19 protein-coding genes are annotated in these 18897 nt (G+C 59.1%); 16 read left to right on the forward strand and 3 right to left on the reverse strand.

Translation table 11 applies throughout. The features are described from left to right. Positions 1 to 8: 8 nt before the first annotated feature. The 3 genes from QCL65_RS08890 to QCL65_RS08900 are packed head-to-tail and all read right to left on the reverse strand — an operon-like array spanning position 9 to position 2055. Entirely contained in the window at positions 9 to 1133 is a 1125-nt protein-coding gene (locus QCL65_RS08890) for a DegT/DnrJ/EryC1/StrS family aminotransferase (protein WP_407315842.1), read from the reverse strand. Next, positions 1133 to 1657, reverse strand: a complete 525-nt coding sequence (locus tag QCL65_RS08895) for a GNAT family N-acetyltransferase (protein ID WP_407315843.1) — start codon at positions 1655 to 1657, stop codon at positions 1133 to 1135. Before QCL65_RS08895 ends, QCL65_RS08890 begins: the two co-directional genes overlap by 1 nt. Then, on the reverse strand, positions 1654 to 2055 hold the full coding sequence (locus tag QCL65_RS08900) for a sugar 3,4-ketoisomerase (protein WP_407315844.1): 402 nt from the start codon (positions 2053 to 2055) through the stop codon (positions 1654 to 1656). The genes QCL65_RS08895 and QCL65_RS08900 overlap by 4 nt, the downstream gene beginning before the upstream one ends. 397 nt (positions 2056 to 2452) lie before the next feature. On the opposite strand from QCL65_RS08900, the gene QCL65_RS08905 reads away from it, so the two are divergent. The 16 genes from QCL65_RS08905 (at position 2453) to fliI (ending at position 18896) form a co-directional block, all read left to right on the forward strand. Beyond that, positions 2453 to 3382, forward strand: coding sequence for a ketoacyl-ACP synthase III (locus QCL65_RS08905; protein WP_407315845.1), 930 nt, complete (start codon positions 2453 to 2455; stop codon positions 3380 to 3382). A gap of 45 nt (positions 3383 to 3427) precedes the next feature. Further along, positions 3428 to 4726, forward strand: coding sequence for a motility associated factor glycosyltransferase family protein (locus tag QCL65_RS08910; protein ID WP_407315846.1), 1299 nt, complete (start codon positions 3428 to 3430; stop codon positions 4724 to 4726). Then, positions 4723 to 4998 (forward strand): hypothetical protein, encoded by a 276-nt coding sequence (locus QCL65_RS08915; protein WP_407315847.1) that lies wholly within the window; start codon positions 4723 to 4725, stop codon positions 4996 to 4998. Before QCL65_RS08910 ends, QCL65_RS08915 begins: the two co-directional genes overlap by 4 nt. A 237-nt stretch (positions 4999 to 5235) precedes the next feature. Continuing rightward, entirely contained in the window at positions 5236 to 6084 is an 849-nt protein-coding gene (locus QCL65_RS08920) for a flagellin domain-containing protein (RefSeq protein WP_407315848.1), read from the forward strand. A gap of 73 nt (positions 6085 to 6157) precedes the next feature. Then, a complete protein-coding gene (locus QCL65_RS08925; RefSeq protein ID WP_407315849.1) occupies positions 6158 to 6523 on the forward strand; it encodes a flagellar protein FlaG in 366 nt (121 codons plus the stop codon). A gap of 83 nt (positions 6524 to 6606) precedes the next feature. Further along, complete coding sequence (fliD, locus tag QCL65_RS08930; RefSeq protein WP_407315850.1) at positions 6607 to 8034, forward strand: flagellar filament capping protein FliD; 1428 nt, start codon at positions 6607 to 6609, stop codon at positions 8032 to 8034. 147 nt (positions 8035 to 8181) lie between these two features. Then, entirely contained in the window at positions 8182 to 8580 is a 399-nt protein-coding gene (gene fliS, locus QCL65_RS08935) for a flagellar export chaperone FliS (RefSeq protein ID WP_407315851.1), read from the forward strand. Positions 8581 to 8602: 22 nt separating this feature from the next. After that, on the forward strand, positions 8603 to 8896 hold the full coding sequence (locus QCL65_RS08940; protein ID WP_407315852.1) for a flagellar protein FliT: 294 nt from the start codon (positions 8603 to 8605) through the stop codon (positions 8894 to 8896). 166 nt (positions 8897 to 9062) lie between these two features. After that, on the forward strand, positions 9063 to 10538 hold the full coding sequence (locus tag QCL65_RS08945) for a sigma-54 dependent transcriptional regulator (protein ID WP_407315853.1): 1476 nt from the start codon (positions 9063 to 9065) through the stop codon (positions 10536 to 10538). A 237-nt stretch (positions 10539 to 10775) separates the two neighbouring features. Then, on the forward strand, positions 10776 to 11987 hold the full coding sequence (locus QCL65_RS08950) for a sensor histidine kinase (RefSeq protein ID WP_407315854.1): 1212 nt from the start codon (positions 10776 to 10778) through the stop codon (positions 11985 to 11987). After that, complete coding sequence (locus QCL65_RS08955; protein WP_407315855.1) at positions 11984 to 13375, forward strand: sigma-54-dependent transcriptional regulator; 1392 nt, start codon at positions 11984 to 11986, stop codon at positions 13373 to 13375. The genes QCL65_RS08950 and QCL65_RS08955 overlap by 4 nt, the downstream gene beginning before the upstream one ends. A 138-nt stretch (positions 13376 to 13513) precedes the next feature. Beyond that, positions 13514 to 13840, forward strand: coding sequence for a flagellar hook-basal body complex protein FliE (gene fliE / locus QCL65_RS08960; RefSeq protein WP_407315856.1), 327 nt, complete (start codon positions 13514 to 13516; stop codon positions 13838 to 13840). A gap of 14 nt (positions 13841 to 13854) precedes the next feature. Then, the gene (fliF, locus tag QCL65_RS08965) at positions 13855 to 15651 is read left to right on the forward strand and encodes a flagellar basal-body MS-ring/collar protein FliF (protein ID WP_407315857.1); all 1797 of its coding nucleotides are present in this window, start codon (positions 13855 to 13857) and stop codon (positions 15649 to 15651) included. Beyond that, on the forward strand, positions 15644 to 16663 hold the full coding sequence (fliG, locus tag QCL65_RS08970; RefSeq protein WP_407315858.1) for a flagellar motor switch protein FliG: 1020 nt from the start codon (positions 15644 to 15646) through the stop codon (positions 16661 to 16663). The genes fliF and fliG overlap by 8 nt, the downstream gene beginning before the upstream one ends. A gap of 108 nt (positions 16664 to 16771) precedes the next feature. Further along, the gene (fliH, locus tag QCL65_RS08975; RefSeq protein WP_407315859.1) at positions 16772 to 17545 is read left to right on the forward strand and encodes a flagellar assembly protein FliH; all 774 of its coding nucleotides are present in this window, start codon (positions 16772 to 16774) and stop codon (positions 17543 to 17545) included. After that, entirely contained in the window at positions 17535 to 18896 is a 1362-nt protein-coding gene (gene fliI / locus QCL65_RS08980; protein ID WP_407315860.1) for a flagellar protein export ATPase FliI, read from the forward strand. The genes fliH and fliI overlap by 11 nt, the downstream gene beginning before the upstream one ends. Position 18897: the final 1 nt, after the last annotated feature.

The raw sequence follows: 18897 nt of genomic DNA on the forward strand, positions 1-18897 counted from the left end.
CCAATGGCCTAGTGTGGTTCAAACTGGTTGCACGCCCGCACCACCTGATCCACCTGGGCCTCGCTCATCTCGGGGCTGATCGGCAAGCTCAGGACTCGCCGATGCAGCGCTTCGGTAATAGGTAAGTGCAAGTCGGCCAATGGCGCATACGCGTGCTGGCGATGGATAGGGATCGGGTAGTGAATGAGTGTCTGGATCTGCTGCTGCGCTAAATAGGCCTGCAACGCCGTTCGCTCATCGCAAAGCACCACGAACAGGTGCCACACATGGCTATGCAGTTGAGTGATGTCGGTCTTTGCAGGCTCAGGCAACTGTATGGCTGGGTTGTTGATTTCAGCGATATAGCGTTGTGCGATTTCCCGTCTTCTTTGTGTTTGTCGGTCTAGATAAGCCAGTTTGACCGAGAGCATAGCCGCCTGTATTTCATCCAGCCGACTGTTCACGCCAGGGTACAGATTTTCGTATTTACGCTGCGATCCGTAATTGCCTAGTGTACGAATCACCGTGGCTAACTCGTCGTCGTCGGTGGTCACGGCTCCGGCATCGCCAAGGGCGCCGAGGTTTTTGCCAGGGTAGAAGCTAAAGCCTGCCGCGTGGCCCCATTGTCCGGCGCGTCGGTTGCCCACACGGGCTCCGTGGGCCTGGGCGGAGTCTTCCAATACCTTTAGGTCGAACCGATTAGCAAGGGCAGTCAGTGCTTCCATCTCGGCCAGCCGGCCATACAAGTGAACAGGCATCAACACCCGAGTTCGCGGGGTAATGGCTTTTTCGACGTGAATAGGATCAAGGTTGAACGTGTGCGGGTCCGGCTCTACCAAAACCGGCACCAGGCCACTTTCACTGATCGCCAGCGCACTAGCGATGAAGGTATTGGCGGGTACTATGACCTCGTCGCCATGGGCCAGAACGCCCATATGCTTCCAGGCGCGAAGTGTCAGGGTCAAGGCGTCCAGGCCATTGGCCACGCCAATGCAGTGACGAGTGTCACAGTATTGGGCGAACTGTCGCTCGAACTGCTCAACTTCGCGACCATTGATGTACCAACCTGAGTCGATGACTCGAGTGCATGCGGCTATCAATTCGTCCCGCGAAGCCTGATTGATGTGTTTAAGGTCCAGAAAAGGAACGCTCATCAGTCTATGAACCTCGACATTCTTGTTTTCGCCGCCCGCACAGCGTCAACGGAGATGTGGAAATAGACGTCCAGATCGTCTTCAGCCACACGCCGTGCGCCCATTTTTTCATGAAATGAGATCACCCGAGTGTTGTCCTGACGGACATCAAAGTGCGACTGCTTCAGGCCCAGATGCTCAAAGCCGAACGTGTAAACCAGAAACGCACTTTCAAGCGCCGCGTAACGGCTTTTCTGTTCATTCAATATCCAGCTGCCCCAGCAAAACGAGCCCTCACGGATGTCATAGATCCGCACGGTGCCACAGGGCGTGAGCGAGGGTAGCCTTTGAATGATGAAGTAGAATTCGGTACCCGCGTGCTCCCGCTGTTTGTAGAGGCGCAACCATTCGATTTGCGATCCAATGTCACCGTCGGTGGGTGACAGATGGCTGTTAAGGAGGGGATCTTTGCGCAGCCCAAGAATAAACTCCGCGTCCTCTACCTCAGCCAGTCTCAAGGCGACAGTCCTGCCATTCAAGTTCATCGCGCGTACCGAGTTAGAAATTCATCATAATTACGGATGTAGTCGCTTTCGTCATAATGGTCGCTGGCCAGTACTAACAACACGCAATTGTCGCTGAAGTCATGCATTTCTCGCCAGGTTGAACCGTTTACCAAAATGCCTCGAGTGGGGCTGTCCAGCCATACGTCTTGACGGGTATTAGCATCATCCAGGACGACCCGGCAACTACCCGCCACGCAGATCATCACCTGCTGCAGCGCTTTATGGGCGTGGTACCCTCGGCTAACGCCAGGCTCAGTGTGATAGATGTAATACACCCGTTTAATGTCAAACGGCACGACGCGACCTTGTTCAATCGATACCATGCTGCCGCGCTGGTCGCCCAATATTTGAAACTCTACCCACTGTTCAATGTTCAAGAATGAGACTCCGGACTGGCTCCACGCGCAGGCTGGCGAAATCGATCGTCAAGGAAGTGCCGCTGTGGTCTATACCTTGAGGCTAAGCAATTTCTCTGCCACCCAATGGCGTAGTTGCAGCGTGCCGCTTTGGTAGGGGCTATCTCTCTGGGGAGGGGCAAATAGTCGAAGAAAGCACTTGGCGAATTTCATATCTTGGAGGTGACTTCTCAGTCACTTCCAGCATCTCCACTATGGTTTAATCCTCAGGGAGATGGCGCCTGGCTGACGCTACGCCAACGACCCTTTCCATTTCTCGCGCGACGCAGGCCGTTTGTGCCTATATCGACTAGGGTTTTTGCCCACGCTTGGGCGAGCGAGACACCTGTTTTTCAGTAGTTTTCAATGGGAAACCATGATGATTGGCATAAAAAGCATAGCGAGTTACGTACCGGTCGATGGCCTGGACAACTACGCGCAGGGTGCCAAATTCGACAAGGATAACGAGTTTATCCTGGGCAAGATCGGCTCGGCCTTTCTGCCGCGCAAGGCGGCCGAGCAAGAAACCTCCGACCTGTGCGTCGAGGCGGTCAATGCGTTGTTTGCCAATAATCCCGAGCTTAAGCGCGAGTCTATCGATGCGCTGATTGTGGTCACCCAGAACGGCGATGAAGAAGGTTTGCCGCACACGGCTGCTATCGTTCAACACAAGCTTGGATTGCCCACTCATATCGCCGCGTTCGATATTTCCCTGGGCTGCTCGGGCTATGTTTACGGCATCTATGCGCTCAAAGGCTTTATGGAAGCGACGGGCTTGAAGAATGGCCTGTTGGTTACAGCAGACCCCTATTCAAAAATCGTTGATCCGAAAGATCGCAACACCACCATGCTGTTTGGCGATGCCGCCACCGCCACCTGGATGTGCGAAGGGGCTGATTGGCAACTGGGCAAAGCCAGTTTTGGCACCGACGGTCTGGGCGCGCCGCACCTTAAAGTCACCAATGGCGTGTTCTTTATGAATGGGCGCCAGGTGTTCAACTTCGCGTTAGTGAAAGTGCCCGAGCATTTGCGTGAATTGCTCCGGGCTTCTGACCTGAAGGCGGACGACATCGACGCGTTTTGCATTCACCAGGGCAGTGCGGCTATTGTCGATGCCGTGGCCCGGCGTTTTGAAGAGGCGCCGTTGGAAAAGTTCGTCAAAGACATGGTCGAGACCGGTAATACCGTTTCGTCGAGCATTCCGCTGCTGCTGGAAAAGCATGTGCTGCCCTCCACCTGGAAGCGCGTGGCGATCAGCGGGTTCGGTGTGGGGTTATCGTGGGGGTCGGCGATTCTTCATCGTAAGTGAAGCGCTGGGCTATGCTGGGCTGACGCGATTTCAAGGCCACCCTTTATGAGCAACGAAACGTTCCAGCGCAATAGCGCCGCTTTGTCGGCGCGCTGGCCACAACTGTGGCAGCGGCTGCAGTGCGAGCCGGGTGATACCCTCGATGCACAACTGGTGGAGGGGCTCGGCTCGACCCTCTCTATCGATGGGATACAACTTAGTAGCCGTCACGACCGTATTGCCGAGGCGCGCGCGCAGGCGCAAAGCCTGCCGCCTGGCCAGCCTGTGCTGCATCTCTACGGTACGGGGTTGGGTGACTTGCAGCGGTTATTGCTGCAGTCTCCCGGGCTAGCGACGCTCAATGTGCACATCCTCAACGGCGCGGTGTTCCTGTTAGTCCTGCAGTTGCTCGAACAACATGACTGGCTAGAAGATCCCCGTATTAACCTGGCATATGCCGACGATCGCGAGGAAATAGCCCTGCCTTATTTCGCCCTGCCGGCGGAGCTGGTGCTGGCGGATGAGACGGCCGGCAGGATCCGTGATCGGCTGGTCAGCGAAAATCATGTGGCGTTCAATAACCGTCAGTTCGATGCGCAAGCGCCGGATTTAGTCGCGCGAGTCAGCAGCAATTTGCCGCTGTTGCGCAACGACCCCGATGTAGCCGAACTGTTCGGCAGCCAGTGTGGAAGAACTGCGCTGGTGGTCGCGACCGGTCCCAGTCTGGAGCGCCACTACGGGCATTTGCGGCAGGCCGTTGCGGCAGCCGATAGGCCTTTGCTTATTTGTGTCGATACGGCATTGCGTCCGTTATTGGACCAAGGGCTTGAACCCGACATCGTCGTGACGATCGACAAGCTGATCAACGATCACCACCTGCCCGTGGGGCGTGTGTCAGCTTCTACCCAACTGGTTTATGTGCCCATGGTCGACCCGGCCCTGTTGCAACGCTGGCCGGGGCCACGTTTCGCTGCTTATGCAGCCTCGGCGATCTATGCGCAGGCCCGCCAGCAGGTACCTAAGGCAGACCTGCACGTGGCCGGCAGTGTTATTCACCCCGCCGTGGACTTGGCGGTCAAAATGGGCGCCGCAGAGGTGGTGTTGTTCGGTGCGGATTTCGCTTTCCCCCACGGCAAGACCCATTCCGGTTGGGGTGATGGCGCCCTGGGGCCTAGTGCAACGCTCGCCCGGCACTGGGTGCTGGACGGCCATGGGCGACGCGTCGCGACGCAACTGAGCTTTCGTAGCTACCTTATAGAGCTGGAACGCTATATCGCCGACCATCCCCAGGTGCGCTTCCTGAATACCAGCCGAGACGGTGCGATGATCACCGGTACGGCGTTCCACCCGGAGTTCTGCCCATGATCGATCATTCGCGCTTGATCCGTGAATGCGCCGGGCTGTACCGCTTGGGCCGCGATGTGCAGGCAGGGTTAATGATGGTCGACATCTGCGAAGGCGTTTCGCCGCTGTTCGAAGGTGTCGCTGGCGCGCAGCAGGCGCAGTGGACGAGCCTGCTGGTGCAAATGCTTGAGTGCCAGCAGCGGCAAGACACCCTGGGGCTGGCTGATTACCTGGAATATGAGCTCATCGAGCTGCTGGACCGACAAACGGCGCAGGAGAAAAAGCCAGACTAGGGGGACGAAAGGCCGTCGAATTTGCCTATTCAGGGGCGATGTCAAGTGAAGTTGGGCAGTGGTTATCGGGTGTAAGCCCCGTGTTACAAGGGCTGGCGAGGTGATGGCAAAAAAAATTGAAAATTGCCCTCAAGCAACCTCACTCCACGACGATAACTATTACGAAGGTTCTCTAGGCCAAACCCGGCGCTTGCCAGGGCCGGACAGCCGCAGTACCCAACCCACGAGGATTTAGTCATGGCTTTAACCGTAAACACCAACGTAACTTCCTTGACCGTTCAGAAGAACCTCAACAAGTCTTCCGATGCACTGGCTACCTCGATGGGTCGTCTGTCTTCCGGTCTGAAAATCAACAGCGCTAAAGATGACGCCGCCGGCCTGCAAATCGCCAGCCGTCTGACCACTCAGATCAAAGGTCTGACCGTTGCTACCAAAAACGCCAACGATGGTATCTCCATCGCTCAGACCGCTGAAGGCGCAATGGTTGAAACGTCGAACATTCTGCAGCGTATGCGTGAACTGGCTGTTCAGTCCCGTAACGACTCCAACAGCTCGGCTGAACGTACCGCTCTGAACTCCGAATTCGGTCAGATGAGCGACGAACTGACCCGTATCGCTAACAGCACCACCTTCGGTGGCGGCCTGAAACTGCTCGATGGTAGCGCTGGTACTCTGGAATTCCAAGTGGGTTCGGCCACTGGCGACGACGAGCACATCTCGCTCAGCTTGACCGGTTCGTTCACCGCTAGCGGTCTGGGCCTGAGCTCTTCCACCATCTCTGGTGCCGCAGGTTCGGGCGCTCACACCGCCATCGACTCGGCCATCACCGCAATCGACGCTGCACTGACCACCGTTAACTCGGCTCGTGCTGACCTGGGTGCCAAGCAAAACCGTCTGACCAGCACCATCTCCAACTTGAACAACATCGTTGAAAACGCCACTGCTTCGCGCAGCCGGGTTCAGGATGCTGACTTCGCCGCCGAGACTGCTGAACTGACCAAGCAACAAACCCTGCAACAGGCTTCCACTGCGATCCTGTCTCAGGCCAACCAGCTGCCATCCGCTGTTCTGAAGCTGCTTCAGTAATATCGGCGCCTGGTAATCAACGGAAGGACGCCATCGTGCGCCCTTCCGTTTTTTGATTTGTGAGGTGGTGGACATGGATATGAGCATCAAGCTGAGCACGTCTTATCCTACGGCTGCTAATCAGGCAACGGCGGCGGCAACTGCCGTACAACCTGCTTCGCAATCGTCGTCCGACCTCCAATCGGGCGAGATCGTAAACAGCAATAAAGAACCGCAACGCACAGAATTGGATAAAGCGGTGAAGGACATCCAGGAGTTCGTCGACACCACTCGGCGGCAATTGGACTTCTCCGTAGACGACTCAACAGGGAAAGTTGTAGTCAAGGTCATTGCGACCGCCAGTGGGGAAGTCATCAGACAGCTCCCTTCTGAAGCTGCGTTGAAACTGGCGCAGAGCCTTAGCGATGCCGGCAGCCTGTTGTTCGACGACAGGGCCTGAGGCTGGCATGGCTTATGTATCTTTTCCAGGCTGAGGGCAGGTTCGCCAGGAAAGCGACAGTCACTGATTGAGGAGATAACAAAATGGCTACTGTATCCAGTACAACCGGAGCAACCACCGTTTCGGGTGTGGGCTCGGGTATCGATACTGCATCCATCGTGTCAGCACTGGTGGCGGCCGAGAAAGCCCCCAAGCAATCGCAGATCACTGCGCAAAAAACCACGACCAATGCCACCCTGTCGGCTATCGGTTCGGTGAAAAGTGCGCTCGATACCTACCGTACGGCGCTGTCCAAACTCAATACGACGAACTCGTTTATCGGCTTGAGCGCCACCAGTTCTTCGCCAACCGTGGCGACAGCCACTATCGGCGCAAAAGCCGCTGCGGGGTCTTATTCGCTGGTGGTCAATAACCTGGCGACCGCTTCGAAGGTCACCAGTGCCAAGGTCGAGGGTGGCGCATCTACGGTGATGAATACCGATGCCACTACGCTGACTCTGACCCAGGGTACCAATGCTTACACCATCGATATACCGGCCAACTCAACCTTGCAGACCGTGCGTGACACGATCAACACCAGCCTGCAGGCCAAAGGTATCACCGCCAACTTGGTGACCGACGCCAATGGCGATTCGCGTTTGGTCATGACGTCTACAACCACCGGCGCCAATACCGAAATGTCCTTGAGCGGTATCCCGGCTCTGGCCATCGATGGAACAGTAGCCGGAGGCACCGATGGCGCTGGGCGTATCGGCGCCGCGCCGGTGGATGCGTCGTTCACGGTGGATGGTCTGCCTTTGACCAGTGCCAGTAACACTGTGGATTCGGCCATCAGTGGCGTGACGCTATCGCTGGTGGGCGGGGACTCTAAGGAAACCACGATCACAGTAGGGTCGAGCACCACGGACCTTAAGGCCAACGTTCAAGCCTTCGTCGACGCGTACAACGCCTTGATGACGGTGATCAATACCCAGACCAAGGTGACCTCCACCGGGGCCAGTTCCAGCACCAGCACCACAGCCGCCACTACGGCGGCGGCGCTTACCGGTGACTCGACCATGCGTAACCTGGTCAGCTCGATTCGTAGCGAGTTGACCAAGCCGGGAGAGAGCGGGTCTCTGAGCGTGTTGTCGCAGATCGGTATTACCACCACGCAGACCACCGGGCTATTGACGCTGGATTCGACCAAATTCGACAACGCGATGAAGACCTCTTCCGGTGACGTGGTCGGTTTGTTCACGGGTGAAAACGGTATTCTGAACCGCATGACCGCGGCCACCGACAGCTATGCTGAAACGGGCGGGATCCTGGCGTCCAAACAGAAAACGCTCAACAACAAGTTGTCAGATCTGGTCGACGATCAAGCAGCGCTTGATCTGCGTATCACTAACCTGACCGCCACACTGAGCGCCAAGTACAACGCCATGGACACCTTGGTCGCCCAAATCAAGGCCACCAGCGATAGCATTTTGACTACGCTGAACGCGCTGAACAATAAGTCTTCGGACTAAGCGCAGTCAGTTTTTGCGGCTCGGCACGTTCCTTATGGAAGGTGCCGGGCCTTTTTGCTTCTAGGTGAGCGCTAAAGTTTTTCGCTTATAAGTCGATAGAAATAGCAAGAAGGCCACACACTTTTTGCCTGTCAAGAGGAACCACACATGAACCCCATGAAAGCCCTTCGCCAATATCAGAAGGTCAGCTCTGTCGCCCAGACCTCTGAAGCCAGCCCTCACCGTCTGGTGCAGATGCTGATGCAGGGCGGGCTCGATCGTATGGCACAGGCCAAGGGCGCGATGAGCCGTGGCCAAATTGCCGAGAAGGGGCTCATGCTGGGCAAGGCGATTGAAATCATCGGTGGTCTGCGTGAAGGCCTGGACCCGGAGAAAACCACTGACACCGAGTCGCTCAAGGAACTGGACAGCCTGTACAGCTATATGATGACCCGCCTGGCCCAGGCCAATGTGCACAGCGACCCTAAAATGGTCGATGAAGTGGCCAAACTGCTGATTACAGTCAAGAGTGGCTGGGATGCGATTTCAGCCAACGATCAGCCCTGAACAATGTAGCAAGGAGCTTCCCATGAGTGCCTTACAAAAAATAGAACAGACCCGTGACGCGCTGGTCGATGCACTGGTCAAAGGTGACTGGCAAGCCATTGGCGTACTGGATGTGGAATGTCGCGCCTGTGTCGACAGCGTGCTAAGCGGGCCGGCGGAAAACCCAGCTGAGCTGAGCAGCAACCTGGAATCGTTGCTGGGTGTGTACCGCCTCCTGCTGGAGAAAAGTACCGGCGCGCGCCAGGCGATTGTTGATGAAATGGCGCAGATCAACCAAGCGAAAAACGCGGCAAAGGTTTACCATCTGTTCCGCTGATCACACATTTTGTTCAAAGTACTGCGCCATAAATTTGACTGAGTACGGTTTTTTGACTTAACTAGTGGCTGTTCTCTTCTTTCTGGCGTCTATTACGCTAACTACGGCGAATGACGTCGAGCAGGCCCCGTCTGGGCATCGAGTTGACTAGGGAAGTTGCTATTGCATGTGGCGTGAAACCAAAATTCTGCTGATCGATGACGATAGCGCTCGCCGCCGTGACCTTGCGGTGATCCTCAATTTTCTGGGCGAAGACAATCTTTCCTGCGCCAGCCACGACTGGGAGCAAGCCGTGGAAGGGCTGGCCGCCAGCCGCGAAGTACTGTGCGTGCTGGTGGGCACGGTGGAGGCCCCTGGGCAGATCCTCGGCCTGATGAAAACCCTCTCGGCCTGGGACGAATTCCTTCCGGTGCTGTTGCTCGGTGACTCCAGTGCGCTGGAACTCCCGGACGACTTGCGTCGGCGCGTGCTGTCCAACCTGGAAATGCCGCCCAGCTACAGCAAACTGCTCGACACCTTGCACCGCGCCCAGGTGTACCGTGAGATGTACGACCAAGCCCGCGACCGTGGGCGCCAGCGTGAGCCTAATCTGTTCCGCAGCCTGGTGGGTACCAGCCGCGCCATCCAGCATGTGCGCCAGATGATGCAGCAAGTGGCCGACACCGACGCTAGCGTGCTGATCCTGGGCGAGTCGGGTACGGGCAAGGAGGTCGTTGCGCGTAATCTGCACTACCACTCCAAGCGCCGTGACGCACCCTTCGTTCCAGTCAACTGCGGGGCGATCCCCGCCGAGTTGCTGGAAAGCGAATTGTTCGGCCACGAGAAGGGCGCTTTCACCGGCGCGATCACCAGCCGGGCTGGGCGTTTCGAACTGGCCAATGGCGGCACCTTGTTTCTCGATGAAATCGGCGATATGCCGCTGCCCATGCAGGTCAAATTGTTGCGCGTGTTGCAGGAGCGCACCTTTGAGCGGGTGGGTAGCAACAAGACCCAGAGCATCGATGTGCGCATCATTGCCGCGACCCACAAAAACCTCGAAAGCATGATCGAGGTGGGCACTTTCCGCGAAGACTTGTACTACCGCTTGAACGTATTCCCCATCGAAATGGCGCCCCTGCGCGAGCGTGTCGAGGACATCCCGCTGCTGATGAACGAGTTGATCTCGCGCATGGAGCATGAGAAGCGCGGGTCCATCCGCTTCAATTCGGCTGCGATCATGTCGCTATGTCGCCACGGTTGGCCGGGGAATGTGCGTGAGTTGGCCAACCTGGTCGAGCGTATGGCGATCATGCACCCTTATGGCGTGATCGGCGTCTCCGAGTTGCCGAAGAAGTTTCGCTATGTCGATGATGAAGACGAGCAACTGGTGGACAGCCTGCGCAGCGACCTGGAGGAACGTGTAGCGATCAACAGCCATACGCCTGATTTCGCTTCTACAGCCATGCTGCCGCCTGAAGGGCTGGACCTCAAGGACTACCTGGGCGGACTCGAGCAGGGCCTTATCCAACAGGCACTGGACGATGCTGGCGGGATTGTGGCGCGCGCTGCGGAGCGCCTGCGGATCCGCCGTACTACCTTGGTGGAAAAGATGCGTAAATACGGCATGAGCCGCCGGGAAGAAGACGATCAGACAGACGATTGACGCCTGATTGTCGGCAATCTGGCGCTTCGCGGCGTTGGATTGCCTCTGGTTTTACCTCTTGTAACTTTTTAGACGAAAACCTCCGCGCCTTGCCGTTTCTGGCTTGAGGCCATTTGTACCCGTTCTGTTTCACGATTTGTGCTTCTGTGACGCCTGTCTCGCTTTTCCCCGGCATGGCTATTGCTTTGACCCTCTCACGATACCGTTTTATGACGGTGAGCCCCGCGAGAGAGATCCATGCCACAGGCCGCCCCTATGTCCTCAGTGACCGATCCGCAACTCCCTGCCGAGCAAGCCAGCCGCATTGGGTTGGAACAGGCGTTTGCCCTGTTCAATCAGATGTCCAGCCAACTGAACGATTCCTACAGCATGTTGGAAACCCGCGTCGCCGAACTCAAGGGCGAATTGGCCGTGGTCAGCGCCCAGCGTATGGCCGAGCTGGCCGAGAAAGAGCGCCTGGCGAACCGCTTGCAGCATTTGCTGGACTTGCTACCGGGCGGGGTGATCGTGATCGATGCTCAGGGGCGTATCCGTGAAGCTAATCCGGCCGCCTGCGACCTGCTGGGGCTGCCGCTGGAGGGCGAGTTATGGCGTGAAGTGATCGCCCGCTGCTTCGCCCCCCGTGAAGACGACGGCCACGAAATCTCCATGAAAGATGGCCGCCGCTTGTCCATCTCCACCCGGTCCTTGGGGGCCGAACCCGGCCAGTTGGTGCTGCTCAGCGACCTAACCGAAACCCGCCGCTTGCAAGGGCAGTTGGCGCGCCATGAACGCTTGTCGTCGCTGGGCCGCATGGTCGCGTCCCTGGCTCACCAGATCCGTACCCCGCTGTCGGCTGCGTTGCTTTATGCCAGCCACCTGACGGAGCAGGTCTTGCCTGCCGAAACCCAGCAGCGCTTCGCCGGCCGTCTCAAGGAGCGCTTGCACGAGTTGGAACACCAGGTGCGTGACATGCTGGTGTTCGCCCGCGGCGAACTGCCCCTGACTGAACGCCTGGCGCCGGCACAATTGCTGCAGGCCCTGCAGAGCGCCGCGCAGGCCCACGTGCAAGACCACGACGTGCGCTGGCAGTGCGACAGCCTGGCAGGGGAGGTGCTGTGCAACCGCGACACCCTGGTAGGCTCGCTGCTCAATTTGCTCGAAAACGCCATGCAGGCCAGTGCTGGCCGCGCGCGCCTCAAGGTCCACCTCTATACCCGTGGCGAGCAACTGCGCCTGTGCATCAGCGATAACGGTGCGGGCATTGCGCCGCATACCCTGGCGCGCCTGGGCGAGCCGTTTTTTACCACCAAAACCACCGGCACTGGCCTCGGCCTGGCGGTGGTCAAGGCAGTGGCCCGGGCCCACCAGGGCGATTTACAGATCCGCTCACGGCAGGGCCGCGGTACCTGCGCTATGGTTACCCTGCCATTGTTGCCAGGCAGCCTGGCCGAGGAGCACGCGTCATGAGCGTCAAGGTACTGTTGGTCGAGGACGACCGGGCGCTACGCGAGGCGCTGTGCGATACCCTGGAACTGGGCGGCTATGAATTCCATGCGGTGAGCAGCGCCGAAGAGGCGCTGCAGGCCGTCGCTCGGCAGGCGTTTGGCCTGGTCATCAGCGACGTGAACATGCCGGGTATGGACGGCCACCAGTTGCTTGGCCTGTTACGCAGCCGCCAGCCGCAGTTGCCGGTGCTGCTGATGACAGCCCACGGCGCGGTAGAGCGCGCCGTTGAGGCGATGCGCCAGGGCGCCGCGGATTATCTGGTCAAACCGTTCGAACCGCGGGCGTTGCTCGACCTGGTCGCTCGGCACGGCCGCGGCGCGCCCAGCCAGGCTGAACGGGAAACCGGCCCGGTGGCGGTAGAGCCCGCCAGTGTCGCGCTACTGGAGTTGGCGGCGCGGGTTGCGCGCAGCGATTCCACTGTGTTGATCTCAGGCGAGTCGGGCACCGGCAAGGAAGTGCTGGCGCGCTATATTCACCAGCAGTCCCGCCGAGCGGATCAGCCGTTCGTGGCCATCAACTGCGCGGCGATCCCCGATAACATGCTTGAAGCGACCCTGTTCGGTCATGAAAAAGGCTCGTTTACCGGCGCTATCGCCGCCCAGACCGGCAAGTTTGAACAGGCCGACGGCGGTACCCTGCTATTAGACGAAATATCCGAGATGCCCATGGGCTTGCAGGCCAAACTGTTGCGCGTCTTGCAGGAGCGCGAGGTGGAGCGGGTCGGCGGGCGTAAGCCCATCGCGCTGGACATCCGCGTGGTCGCCACCACCAACCGTGACCTGGCCGCCGAGGTGGCAGCGGGGCGCTTCCGGGAAGACTTGTACTATCGTTTGTCGGTATTCCCCTTAGCCTGGCAACCGTTGCGCGCGCGCCGCGCCGATATTCTGCCGCTGGCCGAGCGGCTGGTGGCCAAATACGTCAATAAAATGAAACACGCGCCGGTGCAACTGTCAGCCGAGGCTCGCGCGTGCCTGGTGGACTACCCATGGCCGGGCAACGTGCGAGAACTGGACAACGCTGTGCAGCGCGCGTTGATCCTACAGCAGGGCGGGGTCGTGCAGGCTCAGGATTTCTGCCTGTCCCATGCCCTCAGCAGCGCGCCACTGCCGCCCCTGAGCCTGGTGGTGCAGGCCCGCGCTCCAGCGATGCCCAGTGAAGTGGCGGGTGTTTTGGGCGATGACCTGCGCCGGCGTGAGTTCGAAATGATCATCGAGACACTGCGCAATGAACGCGGCCGACGCAAGGAAGCCGCCGAACGGTTGGGTATCAGCCCGCGTACATTGCGTTATAAATTGGCGCAGATGCGCGATGCCGGCATGGACGTAGAAGCCAGTTTGTATGCTTCTTGAGTCACGGTCCCGCTATCCGTAGCGAGGGGCTTGGGCCCCGATCTTTAACCGGACCCACACAACTGGCACCCTCCTTGCTACTACCTCAGTAGTCGCTGTATCAGTGTCAAAAAATTGCAAGTTGCCGGAGAGTCACCCATGAGCCAAGGTATCGAATTCAATCGCTTGATGCTGGACATGCGCGCCATGCAAATGGACGCCATGGCCGCACCGAAAGCATCGGCTGTACCGGAAGCAGGCGCCAGCAGCTTCGCCGACTTGCTCGGCAGTGCCGTAAACAAGGTCAACGACGTGCAGCAGGCCTCCAGCCAGCTGTCTACGGCGTTTGAAATCGGTCAGAGTGGGGTCGACCTGACCGACGTAATGATCGCGTCGCAGAAAGCCAGCGTTTCCTTTCAAGCCCTGACCCAAGTGCGTAACAAGGTGGTTCAGGCTTACCAAGACATCATGCAGATGCCTGTTTGAGGACGAATTGAGTCATGGCGGAAGCAGTCGTGGATAACGTACCGGCCAAGAGTGGCGCGCCAGCACCGGCAGTGAGCAAGCCGCCGCTGTTTGGCATGTCGTTCCTGGAAAACCTGTCGCAGATGACCGTGCTGCGCCAAGTCGGCCTATTGGTCGGCCTGGCGGCAAGCGTCGCGATCGGTTTTGCTGTAGTGCTGTGGTCGCAACAACCCGATTACCGGCCGTTGTATGGAAGCCTGGCGGGGATGGACACCAAGCAGGTCATGGATACCCTGGCCACCGCCAATATTCCGTACAACGTTGAGCCTAACTCCGGCGCCTTGCTGGTCAAAGCTGACGACCTTTCCCGTGCGCGTTTGCAACTGGCCCAGGCCGGTGTAGCGCCGAGCGACGGCAACATTGGCTTTGAGATTCTCGACAAAGACCAAGGCCTGGGGACCAGCCAGTTCATGGAAGCCACGCGTTACCGCCGTGGCCTGGAAGGCGAGCTGGCACGTACCATTTCCGCCTTGAATAACGTCAAGGGCGCGCGGGTGCACTTGGCTATTCCGAAAAGCTCGGTGTTCGTCCGCGATGACCGTAAGCCCACTGCTTCGGTATTGGTCGAATTGTATGCAGGCCGCACACTGGAACCTGGTCAGGTGCTGGCAATCGTCAATTTAGTGGCGACCAGCGTGCCTGAGCTGAGCAAGTCTGGCGTGACCGTGGTCGACCAGAAGGGCAACCTGTTGTCCGAACAGGAAAACTCTGAACTGAGCATGGCGGGCAAGCAGTACGACTACAGCCGCCGTGTGGAAACCATGCTGACTCAGCGTGTGCAGAACATTCTGCAACCGGTGTTGGGCAATGACCGTTACAAAGCCGAAGTGTCGGCGGATGTGGACTTCAGCGCCGTCGAGTCCACCTCTGAACAATTCAACCCTGACCAGCCAGCCTTGCGCAGCGAGCAGTCGACCAGCGAACAGCGTTCCAGCAGCATGGGCCCGCAGGGCGTGCCAGGTGCGTTGAGCAATCAACCACCGAGCCCGGCGACTGCGCCGCAGCAGACCGGCCAAGCCGGTGGCGCCACTGCCAGTGCGATCGCCCCAGGCCAGCCGTTGCTCGATGCCAACGGTCAGCAAATCATGGACCCGGCCACCGGTCAGCCGATGTTGGCGCCGTACCCGGCTGACAAGCGTCAACAATCGACCAAGAATTTCGAGCTGGACCGTTCCATCAGCCACACCAAACAGCAACAAGGGCGTTTGACCCGGTTGTCGGTAGCCGTGGTGGTGGACGACCAAGTCAAGATCAACCCGGCCAACGGTGAGACCACCGCCACGCCATGGAAAGCCGAAGACCTGGCACGCTTCACCCGCCTGGTGCAGGACGCAGTCGGTTTCGACGCCAGCCGTGGCGATAGCGTGACCGTGATGAACGTGCCGTTCTCCACCGATCGCGGCGAAGTCATCGCAGAAGCTGCGTTCTACACTCAGCCCTGGTTCTGGGACATCGTTAAGCAAGCCATGGGTGTGTTGTTCATCCTGGTCCTGGTGTTTGGCGTGCTGCGTCCAGTGCTGAACAACATCACCGGCGGCGGCAAAAGCCGCAGTGATGCAGGGATGGGCGGTGACGTCGAGCTCGGCGGCATGGGCGGCCTGGATGGTGAACTGGGCAATGACCGGGTCTCCCTGGGTGGGCCGCAGAGCATCCTGCTGCCGAGCCCCACCGAGGGTTATGACGCGCAGTTGAACGCAATCAAAAGTTTGGTGGCCGAAGACCCGGGTCGTGTGGCCCAGGTCGTGAAAGAGTGGATCAACGCCGATGAGTAATAATCAAGTCGCTGCGCCCAAGCTGACCCGTGTCGACAAGGCCGCCATCTTGCTGTTGTCGCTGGGTGAAACCGACGCGGCCCAAGTGCTGCGGCACATGGGCCCCAAGGAAGTCCAGCGGGTGGGTGTGGCCATGGCGCAAATGCGCAATGTGCACCGTGAGCAGGTCGAGCAGGTCATGAGCGAGTTCGTCGAGATCGTCGGCGATCAGACCAGCCTGGGCGTGGGCTCCGATGGCTACATTCGTAAGATGCTCAACCAGGCGCTGGGCGAGGATAAAGCCAACGGCCTGATCGACCGTATTCTCTTGGGCGGCAACACCAGCGGCCTGGACAGCCTCAAATGGATGGAGCCGCGTGCCGTGGCCGACGTCATCCGTTACGAGCACCCGCAGATTCAAGCCATCGTCGTCGCCTACCTTGACGCCGACCAGGCGGGTGAAGTGCTCGGGCACTTTGACCATAAAGTACGCTTGGACATCATTTTGCGGGTGTCCTCCTTGAACACTGTGCAGCCTGCGGCGTTGAAGGAGCTGAACACCATTTTGGAGAAGCAGTTCTCCGGCAACTCCAATGCGGCCCGTACGACCTTGGGCGGCATCAAGCGTGCGGCCGACATCATGAACTACCTCGACAGTTCGGTCGAGGGGCAGCTCATGGACTCCATTCGCGAGATCGACGAAGACCTCTCCGGTCAGATCGAAGACCTTATGTTCGTGTTCAACAACCTGCGCGACGTGGACGACCGGGGCATTCAAGCGCTGTTGCGCGAAGTGTCTTCCGATGTTCTGGTGGTGGCCCTCAAAGGCGCCGACGAAGGCGTGCGCGAGAAGGTCTTCAAGAACATGTCCAAGCGCGCCTCGGAACTGTTGCGCGATGACCTGGAAGCCAAAGGGCCAGTGCGGGTCAGCGACGTGGAAACCGCGCAGAAAGAAATCCTTACCATCGCACGACGCATGGCCGAAGCCGGCGAGATTGTGCTAGGTGGCAAGGGCGGCGAAGAGATGATCTAAGAACAGCTGATCTACGCTGTAGTCCTATGGCCCTACTGATGTAGGATCATAGGGCGTCGATCCAGCAGGGTCCTCGTCTTCGTTTCTTGCTGCATTCAGGAAAAGCCCATGTCCCGCCCTAGCAAAGAACCCGCCAGCGAACTGATCCGCGCTGGCGACCTGCAAGCATTCGACCGCTGGTCGTTGCCCAGCTTCGACCCGCAAGGGCCTGAGCCTGAGCCCGAACCTGTGGCCGAAGAACACGTGCAGCAGGAAAGCGAAGAAGTGCCGCTGGAAGAAGTCCAGCCCTTGACCCTCGAAGAACTCGAGAGCATTCGCCAGGAAGCCTGGAACGAAGGCTTTGCTACCGGCGAAAAAGAAGGTTTCCACAGTACCCAGATCAAAGTGCGGCAAGAGGCCGAAGTGGCCTTGGCCGCGCGCCTGAGCAGCCTGGAAGCGCTGATGGGGCAACTGCTCGACCCGATTGGCGAGCAGGACAACCAGATCGAGCGGTCACTGGTAGAACTGGTTGGCCATTTGACCCGGCAGGTTATCCAGCGCGAACTGGCGATCGATTCGCGGCAGATCGAAAAGGTTCTGCGTGAGGCGCTCAAATTGTTGCCATTAGGCGCTAATAACGTGCGAATTTTCATCAATCCGCAGGACTTCGAGCAGGTCAAGACCCTGCGCGAAAAGCATGAGGAAACCTGGCGTATCCTCGAAGACAGCGCGCTGTTGCCCGGCGGCTGCCGGGTCGAGACCGAACACAGCCGTATCGATGCCTCCATGGAAACCCGCATCACCCAGGCCATCGCCTTGTTGATGGACCAGATGCACGAACAAGCGCTGCACCCTTCCGAAGCCGATATGCAGATCCCGCTGGAAGACCGCGATGCTTCTTGAGCGCACCAGTTTTGGCAAGCGCCTAAGCACCTATGTGCCGGCCATCGACCTGCCGACCCAGCCGGTGCTGGAAGGCCGCTTGCTGCGCATGGTCGGCCTGACCCTGGAAGCCGAGGGCCTGCGCGCGGCCATGGGCAGCCGCTGCGTGGTGATTAATGATTTGAGTTACCAGCCGGTCCAGGTCGAGGCCGAGGTAATGGGCTTTTCAGGCACCAAGGTGTTCTTGATGCCGGTCGGCAGCGTCGCCGGAATCGCTCCCGGGGCCCGCGTGGTTCCGTTGGCCGACACCGGCCGCCTGCCCATGGGTATGACCATGCTCGGCCGGGTACTCGACGGCGCCGGGCGCGCCTTGGACGGCAAAGGCGGCATGAAGGCCGAGGACTGGGTGCCCATGGACGGCCCGACCATCAACCCGCTCAAGCGCGACCCCATCAGCCAACCGCTGGACGTGGGCATTCGCTGTATCAACGGGCTGCTCACCGTCGGCCGTGGTCAGCGCCTGGGCTTGTTCGCCGGTACCGGTGTAGGTAAGTCGGTGTTGCTGGGCATGATGACGCGGTTCACCGAAGCCGACATCATCGTGGTCGGGCTGATTGGCGAGCGGGGCCGGGAGGTTAAGGAATTCATCGAGCACATTCTGGGCGAAGAGGGCCTCAAACGCTCGGTGGTAGTGGCCTCGCCTGCGGACGATGCGCCCTTGATGCGTATGCGCGCGGCCATGTATTGCACGCGGATCGCCGAATATTTTCGCGACAAGGGCAAGAATGTCCTGCTGCTGATGGACTCACTGACCCGTTTCGCTCAGGCCCAGCGGGAAATTGCCTTGGCCATTGGCGAGCCACCGGCGACCAAGGGTTACCCGCCTTCAGTGTTCGCCAAGTTGCCTAAACTGGTGGAGCGCGCGGGCAATGCCGAAGCCGGTGGTGGCTCCATCACTGCGTTTTACACCGTATTGTCCGAGGGCGATGACCAGCAGGACCCGATCGCCGACTCGGCCCGTGGTGTGCTCGACGGCCACATCGTGCTGTCGCGGCGCTTGGCTGAGGAGGGGCATTACCCCGCCATCGACATCGAGGCCTCGATCAGCCGGGTCATGCCACAGGTGGTCAGCCCGCAACAAATGGGCCAGGCCCAACAATTCAAGCAACTCTGGTCACGCTACCAACAGAGCCGCGACCTGATCAGCGTGGGTGCCTATGTGGCCGGTGGTGATCGCGAAACCGACTTGGCGATTTCCCTGCAGCCGACCCTGGTGCGCTACCTGCGCCAAGGCCTGACCGACAATGAAAGCCTGCAAAGCAGCCGTGAGCGCCTGGCAGCCGTATTCAACCCTGTGGCGCCGGGGGGTTAAT

The sequence above is a fragment of the Pseudomonas sp. nanlin1 genome (assembly GCF_045571515.1).
Taxonomy (GTDB): Bacteria; Pseudomonadota; Gammaproteobacteria; order Pseudomonadales; family Pseudomonadaceae; genus Aquipseudomonas.